Origin of the sequence: Gordonia prachuapensis (assembly GCF_036350515.1) — a bacterium.
In the GTDB taxonomy this organism is placed as follows: Bacteria; Actinomycetota; Actinomycetes; order Mycobacteriales; family Mycobacteriaceae; genus Gordonia; species Gordonia prachuapensis.
Genome location: NZ_JAZDUE010000012.1, coordinates 1 through 16,582, shown reverse-complemented (window position 1 = coordinate 16,582; position 16,582 = coordinate 1). Strand labels below are relative to the sequence as shown.

The window sequence follows — 16,582 nt, the reverse complement described above, 5'->3', positions numbered from 1 at the left end:
ACATACCCTGACCTGTGTCACCGATGACCCGGTGAGACTAAACTCTCCGCCATGTCCTCCGATTGGCCTCTGGTCGAGCGCGAGAAAGAGTTCCGCATCATCGAAGCCGCACTGCGCGGTGAGACGAATGCGTGTGGTGTTGTGCTGACCGGCGATTCGGGTGTCGGCAAGACCACCCTGGCGCGCCACGTGACCTCGGCCCTCGACGGCGGCGTGCGGTGGGTTGCGGGCACCGAATCCGCGCGCAGCATCCCTCTCGGCGTGTTCGCGCACCTGGTGGGGCCGGCGACCTCCAGTGACCCGGTGACCTATCTGGCGGCGGCCCGCGAGTCGCTGCTGGCCGACGGCAACGTCGTGATCGGCGTCGACGACGCCCACCTGCTCGACGAGCTCTCCGCGACCCTGCTGCACCAGTTGGCCATCGACCGCGCCGTGCACATCGTGGCCACGGTCCGGTCCGGCGAGTCGGTCCCGGACGCGGTGACCTCACTGTGGAAGGACAACCACCTCACCCGGATCACGCTCTCGCCGTTCACCAAACGTCAGAGCGTCGAGCTGATCGAATCGGTGCTCGGCGGACAGCTCGAAGGCCTGTCGGCCGACCTCATGTGGGAGGCATCCGGCGGCAACGCGCTCTTCTTGCGGCACCTCGTCGAGGGTGCACGGCAGGCCAGCACGCTGCGGCAGGTCAACGGCATCTGGCAGCTGCGCGGTCGCGCCGCCATCACCTCGGAACTCGCGTCGCTGCTGGAGAGCCGCATCGAGCAGCTCGACGACCCGGTCCTCAAGGTCCTCAAATATCTGGCCCTGTGTGAACCGCTCGACATCGACGTCCTCGGGGATCTCGCCGGCGACGAGGCGGTGGAAGAGGCGGAGATCGCCGGTCTCGTGCGGATTCTGCGCGACGGTCGACGACTCACCGTGCAGTACAACCATCCACTGTTCGGTGAGGTCATCCGCCACCGGCTCGGGCTCGCGTCGTCGCGGCGGCTGCGCGGCAAACTGGTCAAGGCGCTGCAGGGCCGCGGCACCGACACCGCCGCCGAACGCATCCGACTGGCCGACCTCGCGCTGGAGAGCGATGTCGCCATCGATCCGGGCTTGATGAGCGCTGCCGCGCGCGACGCCCTGGCCTTCGCCAATGCCCCGTTGGGTGAACGATTCGCGCGCGCCGCCGTCGCCGAGGGCAGCGGTTTCGCCGCCGCCGAACCACTGGCCCGGTCGCTGATGTGGCAGGGCTACGCGGTCGAGGCCGACGACGTCCTGTCCGGATTCCGGCCCGATGACCTCAACGAGATCGAGCTGGTGTTCTGGGGCGGCCTGCGGTTCGCCACCGTCTTCTGGGCGATCGGCGACGCCGATCGCGCCGACGAGATCCTCGCCATGCTCCAGGAGAAGGTCACCGACCCCAACCTCGCGCTCGTTGTCACCGGGATCGCGTCGACGTGTGCGATCTTCGAGAACCGCGTGGAGGACGCCATCGCGTTGTCCGACGAGGTGCTCAACTCGCCCAACCCCAGTCCGTGGGCGGTGGCGTGGGGCGTGTTCGGCGGCAGTCTGGCCCTGGCCGTGACCGGTCGGGGCAACGAGGTCGCCGCGCTGGCCGCACGCGCGCGGGTTGCCGAAGCCGTGACCGACGGTCTGCTCCGCTTTCCCGCGGGTCTCGGTGAGATCCTCGCCCTCACCCTCACCGGCCAGTTGGACGAGGCGGCGTCGCGCGCCGACCGCTACGTGCATTTCTCCACGGTCGGGCAGTATCTGGGCTGGGGGATGGCGGGCATCCTCGTCTCGGTGGTGGACATGGCCCGCGGGGACAGCGCATCGGTCGGCCGCCGGATGGAGCAGACACTGGCCACCCTCGACAGCGGTCGCGGCGTCGCCGAATCCTGGAACTATCCGGCGATGTTCTATCTGGTGCAGGCGTTGAGCGCCGGCGGCCAGGTCGACTCCGCGGCGCGCGAGTTGCGGAAGGCCCAGGACAAGTACGGACGGCACATCGCGGTGTTCGGTCCGATGCTCGCCATCGCGAAGTCGTGGCAGGAGGCCGCCGCGGGCACTGTTTCGCTGGCCGTGCAGACCGCGCTGAAAGCTGCCGACGACGCGCGTGCGTCCGCCCAGTTCGCGATCGAGGCGGAGGCGCTGCACTCCGCCGCACGGTTCTCCGACGCATCCGGCGCCGCCCGGCTGCAGGAGTTGGCCACGCGGATCGACGGCCCGCTCGTGGGTCTCTACGCCCGGCATGCGGAAGCGCTGGAGGCGCGCGACGCGGTCGAACTCGATTTGTGCGCAACCGAATTCGAGAAACTCGGGTTCAAGCTCTCCGCTGCCGACACGGCCGCGCAGGCAAGTGTGCTGCACGAGGCCGACGGCAGTCGGGCCGCCACCGTGGCGTCCGCTGCGGTGGCCAACCGTCTCGCCTCGGAGTGCGGTGGCCTGCGCACCCCGGCGCTGGTGGAGGCTGCACAGCCATTACCGTTGACCACCCGTGAGCGGGAGATCGCGAATCTGGTCGCCGCCGGATTGTCCAACAAGGAGATCGCTCAACGGCTCACCGTGTCGGTTCGCACGGTCGAGGGCCACATCTACCGGGCGTGCACCAAACTCGACGTGGCCGACCGTTCCGAGATCGCCGCGCTGCTGCTCAAGGCGAACTCACCCACCGCCTGAGTCCGCGGACCTCAGACAGCGCCGCACCTCGTCGTCGGACACCTGGCGGAAGTCGTCGTAGGAGCCGCCGACGGCGTAGAACGGCTCCGGGGTCGTCACGCACACCACGTCGTCGACGTGCCTGTCGCGGCCGAATCGGTCCAGCACATCCCGCGGGCCGGTCGGTACGGCGACGATCGCCGCACTCGCCCCGGCGGCGTGGACGGCCCGCAGCGCCACCTCCATCGTCGACCCGGTGGCCAAGCCGTCGTCGACCAGCACGACGATCCGTCCGGCGAGTGAGACCGGTTCGCGCCCTTCACGATAACGGTGCTCCCGGTCGACCCGGATGCGATCTTCGCGGTCGACGATCTGCTGGAACTGCTCCGCCGAGACACCGAGCCGGCGGGGCACGTCGTCGTTGACGACGATCTCGCCCGCCGCGATGGCGCCCATCGCGAACTCGGGATGGCTGGGCGCGCCCAGCTTGCGCACCACGAGCACATCGAGGTGGGCGCCCAGCGCGGTCGCCACCTCCCGGGCCACCGGTACGCCACCGCGCGCGAGACCGAGGACGACGACCTGATCCGCCGAGGAGACCAGCGTGCGATCGTTGCTCAGTCGCCGCCCCAGTGCAGCGCCGGCGTCGAGCCGGTTCGCGAAGGTCCCACCACGCGGCGACATCACGTCACACCCGGATCGCCGGGCCGACATCGAGGGCGAAGCTGGGCACGTCGGCCAGGTTCATCTTCGCCTCGTAGGTGCGGTCGTAGCCGGTGGCGCAGATCCGCCAGCCGTGTTCGGTCCGCCGATACCGATCGGCGTAGAACGCGGCACCGAACAACATGAACTGGAAGTCCGGCACGATGACCCGGTCCTGCAGGTACCAGCGCCCGGTCGCCTCGTCGCCCTCGACGTCGATCTCCGGATGGGTGACGCGGTGCTCGGTGATCACCGCGGGGCCGACCGACGTGCGCATGAAGTCGACGAGTTCGTCGCGCGTGGTGAAGCTCAGACTCGACCCGTACTCGCCGGTCACGTCGGCGGTCAGTGTCTCGGCGAACACATCCCAGTCCTTCGTGTCGAGGGCACGGAGGTAGCGGTACTTGAGTTGCTTGATCGCGTCGAGATCGTCCATGAGTCAACATCTACCGGGTCGGTGATCGCGGCGGGAGGATTTGGCCGACCGGATGCGGGTGGTAGGCCGTGGCGGCAGATGAGGCGGTTGACAGTGTCGGCCCCTGACGCGAGTGTGGACCGCATGACCTCACCCGTCGGCGACGCCGATCACCAGACCGCCCGCAAGGCCTACGAGACCCTCGAGCCGTTCCACGTTCTCGCCTACTTCAACCGAGGTCACCGGGCAGCCCAGGAGGACACCGGGCTCGACTCGCGTGCGTTCTACGTGGGTGCCCGCGGCGCGCCGATGGGTGACTGCGACGCTGCGCTCGTCACCGCGGCCTTCTACAACTTCTCCCCGGAGGTGATCGTCCCGGCCTGGACCGCGGCCCGGGAGGTCGGACTCGACCGGGTCGCCGCCCGGCGTGACCAGATGCTCGACGAACAGCTCCGGGCCGTGCTCGGCGACCGCATCGACGACGCCGAGATCCGCGAACTGGAGAAGCGTTACCGCGAGATCGCTGTCGACCTGCCGATGGGTGGGCGTCCGCTGGCGGCCGGGTGGGGCGCGTCGGCCGTCCCCGACGTTCCGCACGTCGCGCTCTGGCATGCCATCGCGATCATCCGGGAGTGGCGCGGCGACAACCACATCGCGGCGCTCGTCAACCATCAGCTCGGCGGGATCGACGCCGTGGTGTTCCACGAGGCCGAACTCCCGGACCCGACCGTCCAACGTCGCGTGCTCGGCCGCAAACTGGTCCAGCTCACCCGTGGCTGGTCCGACGAGGAATGGGAGGCCTCGGTCGATCGCCTCGCCGCCCGCGGTGTGGTCGAACGCACCGACGACGGCCATCGGCTCACCGATGCGGGCGCAACGCTCTATGGGGCCATCGAGGACGAGACCGATCTGTTGTCGGCACCCGCGTGGTCCGGTAGCGGAGTCGACGACCTGCTGGCGCGCACCCGCCCATACGTGAAGGCCGTCATCGACGCGGGCATCCTGCCCGGCACTCGCAAGAAGGACTGACGCGTTCTGGCCGCAGTTCCGGAGTCCGGCTTGGACCTGGAACTGCGGCCAGAAGCGGAAGGTGCGGCCGGAACGTCAGGACGCCGACTCGGACCGGGACTCGGATTCCGTCTCGCGGCCGCGACGCCAGCCGCCCTTCATGGGTGGGGCCTCGCCGAAATGGTCGGGATCGCCGGCGCCGTACCAGGCCACCAGCACCGCACCGACCACCGCTCCGGCGAAGCCGACGATCGCAAGCCACTCGAGGCCGGGTTTGGCGGCGTCGCCGAGGAAGAGTACGCCGACCAGGCTGGGGCCCGCGGTCTCACCGACCACGAGCACGGCGGTGACCCCGTTGACGGCGCCGATCTGGAGCGCGACGGTCTGCACGAAGAAGCCGACCGCACCGGCGACCGCGATCGTCCACGCGGCCGGGTCGCGCAGGAGGACGACCGGGTCGAAGGTGGGCTGTACGCCGTCGAGGACACGCACCGCGATCGCGATCATGCCGAACAGCAGGCCCGCCATGGCGCCACCCACGATCGCGGCGTGCTTGCCCAGTCGGTAGACGCCGAACAGCGCGAATGCGCAGAGGATCAGCGTGGCGACGAACAGCTCCCAGTGGAAGATGGCACTCTCGCCGCCGCCGGTGTGTTTCTCGGCCGCCAGCCCGAGCAGGCACAGCGACAGCACGACGAGCCAGATCGCGACCCAGTCCCGCAGATGCAGCGCGATACTCAACATGATGGTGCCGAGCAGTGCGGTGACCACGAGGTTGGCCGAGACGATGGTCTGCGACAGGAACAACGGGAGGAACCGCGCCGCCAAGGCGCCACCGGCGAAACCGATGACGACCAGCAGGGTGCCGAGGATGAAAGCCGGGTCCATGAATGTCGACGTGGTGGAATGCAGCGACGGACCGCCGGCGGCGTTCGTGTGCCGCGATTCGGTCCCCTCGTCGCGAGCGGTCATCGCGACCCGGCGTGCGCCGAGCGCACGCAGCACGGTCGACATGCCGTAGGCCACGGCAGCCAGACACGCGGCGATGACGCCGATCACGAACATTCGACAACCTCCTGCACTGGTCTCGACAGGCCGGGCCACACGACAGCATTGTGCAACGCTGCCTTCTGAGTGCCTATTCCTTTTTCGAGCGATCGGATGACTCAGGTATCGGATGACGCAGGTATCAGATGACCCGGGTACAGGCAATACAGACACAGACACCGTAGACCCCGACACCGACAACAGAACCCGAGAAGGGTCTCCCTACACTCACGTCGGTGGGCACTTCCGAGCGCAAGCACGTCCTGATCACCTTCGGGCGGTCGTTTCTGACCCTCGAATTGGCCCGATTGATGTCGGCGGCCGGTCACCGGGTCGCCATCGTCGACAGCATCCCGATCGGGATCACCAGGTTCTCCCACGCGACGTCGGCGTTTCATCGAGTGCCGGCGCCGAAGTTCGAGCCCCGCGCCTACTGTCACGCGCTGGCGAAGATCGTCGCCGACGAGAAGGTCGACATGGTCATCCCCATTCACGAGGAGACCGACATCCTGTCGATGATGGTGGACATCTTCCCGCCGGAATGCGAATTGTTTCTTTCCGATTTCGACACGGAGAACCGTCTCCACAACAAGTTCGAGTTCCAGGAACTGCTCACCGCACGGCGCATTCAGACGATGAAGTACGCCGAGGTCCGGGGGCCGCAGGACGTGGCCGCGCTCGATTTCGATGCCCCGTTCGCTCTCAAAGAATGCTATTCCCGAGGCTCACAGACGGTTCACAAAGTGTCGCCGGGGGACTCGCTCGACTGGTTGGAGTTCGATCCGCTCAATCCGTGGCTCGCGCAGGAATGGGTGTCGGGGACGCAGTACTGCACGTACTCGGTCGTGCACGACGGCCGCATACATGCGCACGCGACGTATCCGGTCGACTACGCCATCGGCGGCAGTTCATGTCTGAACTTCCGGTCCGTGCAGCATGACGGGATCTACGCGTGGATCGAGGACTTCGTGCGCGAGATGAACTTCACCGGGCAGGTGGGGTTCGACTTCATCGAGCATCCCGAACGCGGTCTCTACTGCATCGAATGCAATCCACGTGCGACGAGCGGCATCATGATGTTCGCCCCGGAGGACCGGGTCGATCGGGCGTTCTTCGGGGAGAACGACGACGTGATCACCCCCGATGCCACCGTGGACAAGATGATCGGGTTGGGCATGCTGCTCTACGGCTGGCGCAAGGATTCCCGGGGTGACCGGAGTCTGTGGCAGTTCCTCCACGACTTCCGCGGTGCGCGCGACGTCGTCGGTGCGCCCGGCGACAACCGGCCGGCACTCATGCTGCCGCTGGCATATCTGGGCATCATGCGGAGCTGCATCAAGTACCGGGTGGGTCTGGCCGAGGGCTTCATGCACGACCACACCTGGGACGGTCTGCGCATCTCGGAGTGAGGGTCAGGCCGTGACACGTGCGCCACGGACATAGACCTCGGCGATGGCGGGTTCACGCAGACCCATCAGCAGCGCGAACAGGGTCTGGTCGCGGGCTGTCCGGTCGTCGTCGGCGCGAACACCATGCGCCAGAATCGCTTCCAACGGTGCCCAGCGCTCGGGCCGGATCACCAGGAAGTCGGCTTCCTTGCCCACGTCGAAGTTGCCGAAGCGCTCCTCCATGTCGAGCGCTCGGGCGCCGGCAAGCGTTCCGGTGAACAGCATTTCGGCCGGATGAATCGCCACACTCGCATCGCCGGGCTCGCTGAGATGCACCTTGAACGCGTCGGACAGGACGCGCGAGATCAGCCATTCGTCGCCGGCCCCCACATCGGTGCCGGCGGCGACGGTCACCCCGGCCTCGACGGTGCGACGCCACGGCATGGTGCCCGAGCCCAAGAATAATTGCGACACTGGACAATGCGCGATCGAGGTACCTGTCTCGGCCATTCGGGTGAGCTCGCCGTCGGTGCAGTGCACCGCATGTGCCATCACCGTGCGCCGACCCAGCAGGCTCTTGCCGCCCACGCGGCCGCCCGGCAGAAACTTCCCGTCGTAGGTGTCGAGATAGGAGGCGACCTCGAAACTCCGCTTCACCATGTCGATCTCGCCGGTCCCGGGTCGGTTGTTCTCGTTGAGGTGGGTGTGCACGTACACCCCTCGATCGCGCACGTCGTCGTACAGTTCGCCCAGCGCGGCGAGGGTGTCGGTGGTCACCGACAACGAGAACCGCGGCACGATCGCGGCGTGCAGAAGGGCAGTGTCCACCGATCCGGTGTCCGCTGCGTGCCATCGGTCGATCTCCGCGGCGGTGAGCTCGACGGCATCGCGCTCGGAGGTGAGCAACGCCTGCGCCGACGGTCCGCCGACCGTCTGGATGCCCCGGCCACTGATCAGCCGCAACCCGACGCGTCGTGTCTCGGCGAACAGCGCGTCCTGGGCGTGACTGAACGCTGACCCGAATACCATCGCCGCTGTGGTGCCTGCGGCAATCCGCCGGGCCGTGAAGTCGCGGGCGATCTGCTCGGCGAACGCCGGATCGGCGAGCCGCGCTTCGGCGGGAAAGATGCACGAGTCCAGCCACTCCAGCAACTGGCCGCCTCCATAGGCGTCGACCGAGTACGTCTGCGGGAAGTGGATATGGGTGTCGACGAAACCGGGGATCAGGAAGGCGTCGCCGTGGTCGTCGATCACCTCTGCATCGTCGGCCGGCCGCCCCTCACGCGGCCCGCAGTAGACGACCGTGCCCGCGTCGTCGACGACGAGCGCGCCGTCGGAGAACCACGCCAACGAGTCGTCGGCGCCGAAGACCGTCGGGCTGCCGGCGACATGGAAGATCTGACCGAGATGAGTGGTGCTCACCCGGAACACGAAAACACACACGGACCGAAACGGCCGGATGAGTGCTCTCGAATCGTGGTCACCGCTGTTTCTGTTCGACGACCCAGCGCTCGGCCTCCGTGTAGGCCTTCTCGAGTGACTCGAAGAGCACGCCGGTGGCGAGGAAGACGTTGTCCGCCCCGATGTCGTCGAGCAGCCCGGCCCGCTGCATCCGTTGCCGCAGGTCCGGTGGGACCCCGGCAATGATCAAGCGCCCGCCGCTCTCCCGGAGGATGTCCGCCTGACGCATGAGTAGCTTCTGCACTGTCGCCGACGGGACGCCAGGCAGTGTCCGCACGCTCAGGATCAGCACACATCTGGTGGCCCGCTCTGCGACTCGCGGCCACTCGCCCGAGATCCGTGGAACCTCGGCGAACAGTGACACCCCCGAGTAATGCAGCACCGTCACCGAATCCGACACGAGTTCGGCCGGTGGATCCGCGGTGTGCCAGCCTTCGGAAGTCCTGACCAGGCTGATCAATTCCGCTGACCTGGCTGCCTGTACGCAGTAGAGGACGAGCGAGATCGCCGCACCGACCAGGATCGCGTTCTGCAAGGGGATCTGGGTCGTCGCGACGAACGTCACCACCATGGCGACAGCGCTCAACGGGGCCGAGCGCCAGACCAGAAGGACGTCGTCCCAGCGACCAGCGATGAGCTCGAAACCGATCACGAAGAGCAGGCCGCCGATCACGGCCATCGGGATGATCTGGGCGACCGATCCGACGGCGAGGACCAGGACGAGCAGCCAGGCGCCGGCGAAGATGCCCGCCCACCGGGTCTGTGCGCCGGCCGATACCGCAACACCGGTGCGCGAGAGGGAACCGCCTGTCGCCAGTGATCCGAAGAATCCGCCGATCACGTTGGCGGCACCCTGCGCGGCGAAGTCGCCGGATGCGCTGGGCCGGGACTTGTCCGGGTTCGGGACGGCCGCCGAGATACCCGCGGCCTGCGCCAATGCCACGAGTGCGATGGCGAACGCGCCCAGCATGAGTTCGGGCAGCTTCGTCAGGTCGGGCACGGTGACCGGCGGGAGGCTGTTGGGGATCTCGGCGATGTCGCCGACGGTCTCGATGTCGGGGTCGATGATCGCCGAAATCGCGGTGACGAGGACCAGGGCGATGAGGATCGCGTAGGACTCGATGGACTTCACGAGGCGGAACACGGCCCACACCGCGACGGTTGTCAGCGAGATGGTGACGGCCGCGACAGACCACTGGGAGATATGGGCGGCTGCGTCGACGAACTTGACCAGCGTGTTGTGCGAAGTCGGGTTGTACCCGGTCACATCCTTGAGGACGCCGCTTACGATCTGGACCGCGATGCCGAGGGTGAAGCCGGTCATCACCGCGCTGGAGACGAAGTCCATGATCGCGCCGACCTTCAGCAGGCCGAACAACAGCATCACCGCGCCCACGGCGATGGTCAGCATCGCGATGTTGCCGACGTCGGTGGGGTCGAGGTCGGCAGCTTCCAGCACGCTCTTCGACGACAACGCGATCGCGCTGGTCAGCGTCGTCACCATCAGGACGGTGCGTGAGAACACCGAACCGATCAAGGTCGACACCATGCCGGAATACAGGCCGTTGACGGGATTGAATCCGCCGATGCTGGCGTAAGCCATGCCTTCCGGGATGGAGAACAGCGCGGTGACAAGACCCGAGACCGCGTCGGCCGGGCGTGGCCGACCGAGACGGAGGCGTGGACGCTTGAGCCGATCGGTCAGGACAGCCACGGGAGAATCCTAGAACGTGGTGCCGATCATCGGCGGTCCGGCGATGTCGCCTGCGAGGCCCGGCTCATTCACTCGCTCACTTCGACGACGTCGGGCAGCGTGTACTCGCGGGCGAGCACGCTGTCACCCGGCTTGTAGACGCGGAAGAGGAAGTTCCACCCGTCGGTGATGTCGAGCCGGTTGGGCTTGTCGCCGACGACATCGGCGGAGCCGAAGTAGACGGTGAACGTGCCGTCGTCGTTGTACTGCGTGGTGGCGGGACTGAGGGTGGCGTTGTCCGAGTGGAAGAACGCGTCGTTGCCGTAGACGGCGATCGACCAGAACGCGTCACACGGTGGCACCGTGTAGGTCGCGGAATACGCCTTGGTCGCATCACGTGGCCCGGCGTAATTGATGTACACGGCCTCGTGTTCGGGAAACAGTCCCCACGCGCCGGCGACGGCGAGATGGCGGGTCGCGTCATCGGTCTCACCTCGGCGACCCATCCAACCGGTCGGGTACTGCGTGAACGTGCGGAATTCCTCCTCGTATTGTGCTCGCAAGGCGAACATCGAGGCGTAGTCCCAGTCGGCTGGGACGAAGGTCTCGGCGCTCTTCGCGTCGATCTCGAACTGGTGCAAGATGCCGACCACGTGGGCGATCTCGTCCTCGTCGTGCATGTCGTGGAGTTCGACTCGCGGCACCGCGACGCAGTATCGGGTGGGGGAGGTGATCTCGTGCCAGCCCGGTTCGTGGAAGATGTCGACGGTGTAGTGGTCGTTGTCGATCACCATGAGCGAGATGTAGCGGCCGTCGGTGACCTCGGGGACGTAAACTCTTGCCCCCTCAGCGGTGTCGATCACGCCGCCGCCATACAGCGTGTCGCGATTCATCCGCACCACCGGCTGCTCGTCGGTCGGGACCGGTCGCGCGATCAGATAGAACTCGTTGACTTTCCCGCCGGCGCGTTGCTGGAAGACGGCGAACCGGCCGTCCACCTCCGCGCGGATATAGCTCTCGGGCGTCACGGTGGTGGTCATCGTTTCTCCCTGTCATCGGCGTCGGTGCCGTGGACAAGCCTAGTGCCGTGACGGTGAGTTCTGCTTCGGGTGGCTCGCGTTCGGGTACGTTGCTTACCGGCGATGTCCTCGTGTGAAGGGATTGACATGGGTTCGGTAATCGGTGATCTGCTCCCGTTGGCCGTCGGTGTCGCGATATCGCCGATCCCGATCATCGGCGCGATCCTCATGTTGCTCGGTCGCCACGCGCGCACCACGAGTATCGGGTTCATGATCGGATGGATTGCCGGAATCGCTGTCGCCACAACGGTTTTCGTTCTGGTGGGCGGGGCCTTCGGCGACTCGACATCGACTGCGGGTGGCTGGATCAAGCTGGTCCTCGGTGTCGTGCTGCTCAGCGTCGGACTGCGGCAATGGCGGTCGCGAACAGGCGATCACGCGACACCGAAGTGGATGGCCGCCATCGACGACATGAAGGTGCCGGCCGCCCTCGGCTTGGGTTTCGCGTTGTCGGCGATCAATCCCAAGAACCTGATGATGTGCATCGCCGCGGGCGTCACGATCGCGGCGGCCGGCCTGTCGGCGGGCTCCGACACCGTCGCGGTGATCGTGTTCACCGTGCTGGCGGCGACCACCGTGGCGGTCCCGGTGATCGCATACCAGGTTGCGGCGCAACGACTACGTGAGCCATTGGATCGCCTCAAGGTCTGGCTCGAAGCGAACAACTCGACGGTCATGGCGGTGCTGATCCTGGTGATCGGATTCGTGTTGATCGGCAAAGGTATCTCCGGGATCAGCTAGTCCCCCCGCGTCGGGGCGTCAGTCCCCGCCCTGCCGACCACCCACTGTGTGCACCACCACGACCTCGGGGTCCCACGGCACGAGGTCGTCGACGGTCGTCTGCAGGTCGTCGATCGGCGGGAGTTCCTGCGGCGCGAGCACACTGACCGTGACCGTGCTGCCACTCCACGACACGTCGGTGACCTCGCCGCCGGTGTCGCCGGCGTCCGTGAGCCAGCTGTCGGCGGCGGCGGCGATCTGACTCGACCACAACGAGGACAGCGAGTTGATGATCATCGGCACGGCCACCACGATCAGCGCGGCCGTCAGGATCACGTACACCCGTCCGCGCCGCGGCGCGGCCTGCCCTTCGTGGGTGGCCTCCGTGACGGCCTCGCGCCCATAGCCCGCCGTCGTGAACACGACGATGCTGGTGATGATCATCGCGATGACGTTCGACGCGAACAGGACGAATGCGCCGAGCGCCAGCGACGGGGAGCCGGTCCCCAGGCAGACTCCGACGACACCCAGCGGCGGCACCAGCGAGATCGCGATCGCCACACCGGGCAGCACGTCCCCGACGTCTCGTCGTGTGATGGCGATGGCGCCCGCGAATCCGGTGGCTATCGCCGCGAACAGGTCGACCAGTGTCGGCGAGGTCCGTCCCAGAACCTGAGAGTTGGAGAGCACGCTGATCGGATCGGGCATCAACTGGGCGAACAGCCACCCGAAGAACGTGACCAGGACGAGGCCGCTCAGCACGTAGGTGAAACTCGACAACACCAGCCGGGCCCGGGCCGTGACGATCCCGAGGCCGATTCCGAGGATCGGTGTGGACAGCGGCGCGACGATCATCGCCCCGATCACGGTCGCCGTGCTGTCGGCGAGCACACCCGAGACGGCGATGATGCCGGAGAGCGTGAGCATGATCCAGAAGGCCGAACGCTTCGACGACCTCTCACCCGCGTCGAAGTCGAGTCGTTCGCGGAGCTCGTCGAGTGTGCGTCGTTGCGAGTCGGGGATGAGGTTGAGCACCGCGGCGGCGCCTTTCTGTTCGTGCCACACCACCGTGGTCGGTGTGCCTTCGTCGGTGATCTTAGGCAGACGCCCGGGAGCAAAGCCGACCGCGCGCCCGAAAGTGGCCCGAATGTGACTCTCGCAGCACGAATTCCCGCACGTGAGATACCCGCCCTCGGATGTCGGCCTACGCTCGATGCGTGGTGGCCACGGGTTCGCGGACCGAGGACGGTGTGGCGCCGCTGCGCGCCCCCATCGTTCTGGCCGCGCTGATCCTCGTGGCCGGTGTCGCGAACATCAATCTCGCCGTTGCCAATGTGGCCCTACCCGACATCGGTGAGGCGCTCGATGCGAGTTCGACACAGCTGAATCTGATCGCGGTCGGCTACTCGCTCGGCCTGGCGGCGTCGGTGCTCTACTTCGGCGCCCTCGGAGATCGTTACGGACGCAAACGAATGCTGGTGTACGGCATGACACTGTCGATACCGGCGTCGCTGGTGGCCGGTCTCGCACCGAATTTCGAGGTGTTGTTCGGTGCCCGCGTCGTCGGAGGTATCTCGGCGGGCCTCGCCTACCCGACGACGCTGGCCGTGATCACCGCTCTCTGGTCAGGTGCCAGGCGCACCAAGGCGATCGCGGCGTGGTCGGCGTTCGGAGCCGCGATCTCGGCGTCCGGACCGGTGCTGTCGGGCGGGCTGCTGGAGGTGTTCGACTGGAACTCGGTGTTCCTGGTGACCCTGCCGCTCGCCGTGGTCGCGCTCGTCGGTGCGTGGTTCGTGGTGCCCGCCGACGACGGCGACGCTGCCGCCACCCCGGACAACATCGGCGGCATCCTGTCGATCGTCCTGGTGGGCGCCACGGTGCTCGCGCTCAACTTCGCGCCGCTCGGGAACATGGTGACGGCCGTCCTCGTCCTCACCGCGATCGCGTTGGTCGCGGCCGTCGCATTCGTCATACGTCAGCTGCGCGTCCGGGTGCCGCTGTTCGACCTGCGCATCGCGCGCCGAAGAACGTTCTGGGTCGCCGCGGTCGGCGGCATCATCGTGTTCGGCACACTCATGGGCGCCATGTTCATCGGGCAGCAGTTCCTGCAGAACGTGCTGGGTTACTCGACGCTGGAGGCGGGGGCGATGATCATCCCCGCCGCCGGCGCGATGGTGGTGGTGGCTCCGCAATCGGCGAAGCTGGTGGAGTCCATGGGCTCGCGATTCACCTTGCTCGTCGGCTATGTCTTCATCGTCGCCGGACTCCTGGTCGCATTCCTCACGTGGGACGAAGGGGCATCTGTCTGGGCGGTCATCGGCGCGTACCTGCTGATCGGCATCGGTGTGGGTTTCGCCGGTACCCCTGCGTCCCATTCCCTCACCGGTTCGGTTCCGGTGCAGCGTGCCGGGATGGCGTCGAGCATGTCGGATCTGCAGCGGGATCTCGGTGGGGCCATCATGCAGTCACTTCTCGGCGCCATCCTCACCGCCGGCTATGCGAGCGCGCTGTCGGATTCCATCGCGTCCTCGCCGGAGGCCGACCAGGTCACCGCGCAGACCGAGGCCGCGCTCACCAAGTCGTTCTCGAGCGCCGAGGTATTGGCCTCCCGCTACCCGCAGTACGCCGAGCAGATCATGGACGCCGCCCGAAATGCGTTCGTGGACGGAGATTCCCGCGCATACGGTGCTGCGATCATCGTGGTCGTCCTCGGCGCGGTCATCGTGGCGTTCGGGTATCCGAACCGCGCGAAAGAGCGTGAGGCGATGGCCCGCTACGCGTCGCAGCAACGGCTCACCGACTGAGCCGCACCAGCCGTTATCTCGATGTCCGAAATGTGACGATAGGCGTTGTCACGTGTCTGATGAACGCGTGACTTTCTGGACATCTGACCCACGTTGCGGTGCGGGTGACATTCGGGGACAGAACATTTGGGTTCCCAGAACAGCTTGACACGGCTGTAAGGCAGCAGCTACGTTGCGAGTGGTTCAGATCACAATCTGTCGATCGGGCCCCCGAACCGCCGCCGGCGGTCCGGCGCTCAACTCTGAAAACTCGAAGCCCTCCCGGGTCGAACAGTCGTGCCCGGAACCGGCGGGAAAGGCATGTGAGTATGCGTAGGAGAACTGGTCGCGTGTTCGCGGCCGCCGTGGCCGCGGCATGTGCGTTCGCCCTCGTCTCGTGTACCGAGGACAGTGGCGACAACGGGGGTGGTGCCGCAGACGAGAGCGGCGTCGCGGCCAGCGGCGAGCCGATCAGGGTCGGACTCTTCAATCCGTCGCAGGGACCCGGCACCCAGCCCGGCGTCACCACCGGCAAGGAAGCCGCACTCGAGTACATCAACAACCAGATCGGCGGAATCGCCGGCCGCCCCCTCGAGATCATCGACTGCGGCATCGACCAGACCGCGCCGGAATCGACGATCTCGTGTGCGAACCAGTTCGTCCAGGCGGGCGTCGTGGCGGCGATCGACGGGTACAACTCGGAGTCGCAGGCGGCCGTCCCGATCCTGACCTCCGCCGGAATCCCGATGGTCGGTCAGATCCCGTTCAACACGGCCACCGGTGCAGCCGCGGACAACCGCGTCTACTTCGGACCTCCTGCCGCCGCATTCCTGGTCGGCTTCATGCAGTCGCTGCGTGAGGCGGACAAGACGTCGCTGACCCTTGCGAACGCCGACCTCCCGCAGGCACACCAGGTCTTCGACACCTTGATGGTGCCGCTTGGTCAGCAGCTGGGCATCGACGTCAACGGCATCTACTATCCGCCGGCGGGACCCAACTTCACCGCCTTGGCGACCACGCTCTCCGACGGTGACCCGGCCGCTGCCGGTCTGATGACCTCACCCAACGACAACACCTGCACCCAGTTGGCGCAGTCGCTGCGGTCGGTGGGATATCAGGGCACCATGTTCATGGCCGCGTGCACCGAGTTCATCGACACCATGGGTGCCGACGCGGTCGGCGCGCAGACCTACTCGCCGATCTGGCAGCCGCCGTCGATGGAGTCCGCTCCGGAGCCCGCGAAATCCAACCTGGAGGTCGCCGAGGGTTATGTCGAGGACACCGAGGGAACCGGCGGCTTCTACGCCTACGGCACCTTCGCCACGCTGGTCGACTTCGTGAACGGTCTCAACACGGCCAACGTCACCGATTTCACCGGACCTAACGTCCTGGCAGGACTGAAGGGGCTCACGGACTTCCAGAGCTTCCTTGGCCCGCAGCTCACCTGCAACAAGCCGACGACGCCGAACTGCACCACCGAGATGTTGCTGTTCGAGGTGACCGGTGACCGCACCACCGAACCGGTTGGCGGTGGCTACATCACCCCGAACCCGGACGTGCTCCGACTGATTCCGGGCGCCATCTAGCGCAACGGAATCCAGCGCAACGGTGATCAACGGGTCGGGGGGGGGGGGGGGGGG

At 66.8% G+C, this 16,582-nt stretch carries 13 protein-coding genes; 6 read left to right on the top strand and 7 right to left on the bottom strand.

The features are described from left to right. The first annotated feature begins 51 nt into the window (after positions 1–51). Entirely contained in the window at positions 52–2,667 is a 2,616-nt protein-coding gene (locus V1Y59_RS14880; protein ID WP_330505744.1) for a helix-turn-helix transcriptional regulator, read from the top strand. Here V1Y59_RS14880 and V1Y59_RS14875 read toward each other — a convergent pair. Together V1Y59_RS14875 and V1Y59_RS14870 are read right to left on the bottom strand one after the other, a co-directional pair. Continuing rightward, positions 2,653–3,330 (bottom strand): phosphoribosyltransferase, encoded by a 678-nt coding sequence (locus tag V1Y59_RS14875; RefSeq protein WP_330505885.1) that lies wholly within the window; start codon positions 3,328–3,330, stop codon positions 2,653–2,655. The genes V1Y59_RS14880 and V1Y59_RS14875 overlap by 15 nt on opposite strands. A 4-nt stretch (positions 3,331–3,334) precedes the next feature. After that, on the bottom strand, positions 3,335–3,784 hold the full coding sequence (locus V1Y59_RS14870) for a nuclear transport factor 2 family protein (RefSeq protein WP_330505743.1): 450 nt from the start codon (positions 3,782–3,784) through the stop codon (positions 3,335–3,337). 123 nt (positions 3,785–3,907) lie between these two features. Between V1Y59_RS14870 and V1Y59_RS14865 the strand changes: the two genes are divergently transcribed. Further along, a complete protein-coding gene (locus V1Y59_RS14865; protein ID WP_330505742.1) occupies positions 3,908–4,792 on the top strand; it encodes an SCO6745 family protein in 885 nt (294 codons plus the stop codon). Between the two features lie 75 nt (positions 4,793–4,867). On the opposite strand, the gene V1Y59_RS14860 is transcribed toward V1Y59_RS14865, so the two are convergent. Beyond that, the gene (locus tag V1Y59_RS14860) at positions 4,868–5,836 is read right to left on the bottom strand and encodes an EamA/RhaT family transporter (protein ID WP_330505741.1); all 969 of its coding nucleotides are present in this window, start codon (positions 5,834–5,836) and stop codon (positions 4,868–4,870) included. A 218-nt stretch (positions 5,837–6,054) separates the two neighbouring features. Between V1Y59_RS14860 and V1Y59_RS14855 the strand changes: the two genes are divergently transcribed. Beyond that, positions 6,055–7,227: an ATP-grasp domain-containing protein gene (locus V1Y59_RS14855; protein ID WP_330505740.1), complete on the top strand. Its 1,173-nt coding sequence runs from the start codon at positions 6,055–6,057 to the stop codon at positions 7,225–7,227. Positions 7,228–7,230: 3 nt separating this feature from the next. Here V1Y59_RS14855 and V1Y59_RS14850 read toward each other — a convergent pair whose 3' ends face one another. The 3 genes from V1Y59_RS14850 to V1Y59_RS14840 form a co-directional block, all read right to left on the bottom strand. Further along, entirely contained in the window at positions 7,231–8,628 is a 1,398-nt protein-coding gene (locus tag V1Y59_RS14850; protein WP_330505739.1) for an amidohydrolase family protein, read from the bottom strand. Between the two features lie 58 nt (positions 8,629–8,686). Beyond that, positions 8,687–10,381: a SulP family inorganic anion transporter gene (locus tag V1Y59_RS14845; RefSeq protein ID WP_330505738.1), complete on the bottom strand. Its 1,695-nt coding sequence runs from the start codon at positions 10,379–10,381 to the stop codon at positions 8,687–8,689. 68 nt (positions 10,382–10,449) lie between these two features. Beyond that, complete coding sequence (locus V1Y59_RS14840; protein ID WP_330505737.1) at positions 10,450–11,400, bottom strand: DUF1214 domain-containing protein; 951 nt, start codon at positions 11,398–11,400, stop codon at positions 10,450–10,452. 126 nt (positions 11,401–11,526) lie between these two features. Here V1Y59_RS14840 and V1Y59_RS14835 point away from each other — a divergent pair, with 126 nt between their 5' ends. Further along, on the top strand, positions 11,527–12,180 hold the full coding sequence (locus tag V1Y59_RS14835) for a GAP family protein (RefSeq protein WP_330505736.1): 654 nt from the start codon (positions 11,527–11,529) through the stop codon (positions 12,178–12,180). Between the two features lie 18 nt (positions 12,181–12,198). Here V1Y59_RS14835 and V1Y59_RS14830 read toward each other — a convergent pair whose 3' ends face one another. Continuing rightward, a complete protein-coding gene (locus V1Y59_RS14830; protein WP_330505735.1) occupies positions 12,199–13,227 on the bottom strand; it encodes a TIGR00341 family protein in 1,029 nt (342 codons plus the stop codon). Positions 13,228–13,376: 149 nt separating this feature from the next. Here V1Y59_RS14830 and V1Y59_RS14825 point away from each other — a divergent pair, with 149 nt between their 5' ends. Next, positions 13,377–14,963: an MFS transporter gene (locus V1Y59_RS14825; RefSeq protein ID WP_330505734.1), complete on the top strand. Its 1,587-nt coding sequence runs from the start codon at positions 13,377–13,379 to the stop codon at positions 14,961–14,963. A 308-nt stretch (positions 14,964–15,271) separates the two neighbouring features. Continuing rightward, positions 15,272–16,528 carry an ABC transporter substrate-binding protein gene (locus V1Y59_RS14820; RefSeq protein WP_330505733.1) on the top strand — a complete coding sequence of 419 codons (1,257 nt, stop codon included), beginning with the start codon at positions 15,272–15,274 and terminating at the stop codon, positions 16,526–16,528. Positions 16,529–16,582 lie beyond the last annotated feature (54 nt).

What these genes read in the sequence shown, in the direction of transcription:
- V1Y59_RS14880 (WP_330505744.1), top strand. Translation starts at nt 52, where the DNA reads ATGTCCTCCGATTGGCCTCTGGTCGAGCGCGAGAAAGAGTTCCGCATC.
- V1Y59_RS14875 (WP_330505885.1), bottom strand. Translation starts at nt 3,330, where the DNA reads ATGTCGCCGCGTGGTGGGACCTTCGCGAACCGGCTCGACGCCGGCGCT.
- V1Y59_RS14870 (WP_330505743.1), bottom strand. Translation starts at nt 3,784, where the DNA reads ATGGACGATCTCGACGCGATCAAGCAACTCAAGTACCGCTACCTCCGT.
- V1Y59_RS14865 (WP_330505742.1), top strand. Translation starts at nt 3,908, where the DNA reads ATGACCTCACCCGTCGGCGACGCCGATCACCAGACCGCCCGCAAGGCC.
- V1Y59_RS14860 (WP_330505741.1), bottom strand. Translation starts at nt 5,836, where the DNA reads ATGTTCGTGATCGGCGTCATCGCCGCGTGTCTGGCTGCCGTGGCCTAC.
- V1Y59_RS14840 (WP_330505737.1), bottom strand. Translation starts at nt 11,400, where the DNA reads ATGACCACCACCGTGACGCCCGAGAGCTATATCCGCGCGGAGGTGGAC.
- V1Y59_RS14835 (WP_330505736.1), top strand. Translation starts at nt 11,527, where the DNA reads ATGGGTTCGGTAATCGGTGATCTGCTCCCGTTGGCCGTCGGTGTCGCG.
- V1Y59_RS14820 (WP_330505733.1), top strand. Translation starts at nt 15,272, where the DNA reads ATGCGTAGGAGAACTGGTCGCGTGTTCGCGGCCGCCGTGGCCGCGGCA.